Here is a 1,462-nt window from a genome sequence, read left to right as displayed (position 1 = left end):
TTATAAAGTGGACCCTTTGTCAAGGACAATAAAAAAAAGATGCTTATGCCGCTGAAAGCTGATTTCTGTATTCTACAGGAGTCAGCTTTTTTAAATTCCATTGACAACGATGATTATTGTAGTAATCAATATAATCATTAATAGAATTCTCGATGTCTTCTAATGTAGTACAACTCTTATAATCAACTTCATCTTTCAGATGGCCGAAGAAAGATTCTTGAGGGGCATTATCCCAACAATTACCGCGTCTAGACATAGATTGTCCAAGATTATTTTCTTTTAATAATTTTTGATATTTAGGACTAGTATAATGAACTCCTTGATCCGAATGAATAAATGCATCATTAGATGGTTTAAAATCTTTATTAGACATTAAATTACGTATGGTGGTCATAACTATATCTAATTCCAAACTATTTGATACATTATAAGATAATATTTCATTAGTTGAAGCGTCTTTTATGGTTGACAAATAAGCCATCTGGTTAGCACCATATGGTAAATATGTAATATCAGTAAGAAGTACTTTTCCAGCTACCCCTTGTTTAAAGTTTCTGTTAAGAAGATTCGGAACAACTCTATGCTCTTTTGTTGCTTTAGCCATTCTTCTATATGGATTAGCTTTTCTTATTGGGCAAAGTATATTATATTTTCTCATAATCCTTTGAATACGCTTTCTATTATATGTAATACCAAAGCTATTTTCTAAAGTCATTTTAATTGAACGTGATCCTTTCTTGTATCCCTTAAAATTAAATGCTTTTAGTATATTATTTCTAAGGACTATATCATTGTTATCACGTTCGATTTTTAATGATTTACTTTTTAAATATCTATAATAACCCGAACGTGAAACTTCAGCTATAGCACATAAATGTCTAATACTAAAGTTATTTATAGAACCTTTAGCCAAGTTTTCTATTAAGTAAAATGCTTCTGCTGCAATTAATTTACCTTTTCTCACCTGCCTTTCTTGCAGCTCTAATTTTTTTAACAACTCAACCTCAGCTTTTAAATATTCAATCTCAGCATTTTGTTTTGCTATAATATCGTCTTTAGTTAGTTCACGCTCACGCGGACGACCGCTATTATTACGACGAGTATCATCTAAGCCAAGAACTCCATTTTCTTTATAAGCTTTTTTCCATCTGCTTGATGAACAATCGATACGTTTTAAACCAATTACCTCAGCATCAAATCCAGCTTCTTGAAAAATTACTCTTGGAGATTTTCCGTTATTGTATTCTGCTATAAAATGAATTTTAAATTCATTAGTATATGTAATAGCTTTATCACTAATTTTTTTAACATACTTATTTTTAGATAAATTCTTGATTTCTTCATTTGAAAATGTCTTCTTACTCATTAATTAAATCACCTCATAAATTTATTGTACAAAAAAAGACTCTATATAGATAGACACTCTTTTATTAGTGTCTACTATATAGGGTCCATTTTATTA

1 protein-coding gene is annotated in these 1,462 nt (G+C 29.5%); it reads right to left on the bottom strand.

The features are described from left to right. Positions 1-43 precede the first annotated feature (43 nt). Entirely contained in the window at positions 44-1,366 is a 1,323-nt protein-coding gene (locus tag BN2920_RS00100; protein WP_058293045.1) for an IS3 family transposase, read from the bottom strand. Positions 1,367-1,462: the final 96 nt, after the last annotated feature.

This window comes from Clostridium neonatale (assembly GCF_001458595.1).
GTDB classification, from domain to species: domain Bacteria; phylum Bacillota; class Clostridia; order Clostridiales; family Clostridiaceae; genus Clostridium; species Clostridium neonatale.
This window is presented reverse-complemented; position numbering and strand designations above follow the sequence as displayed.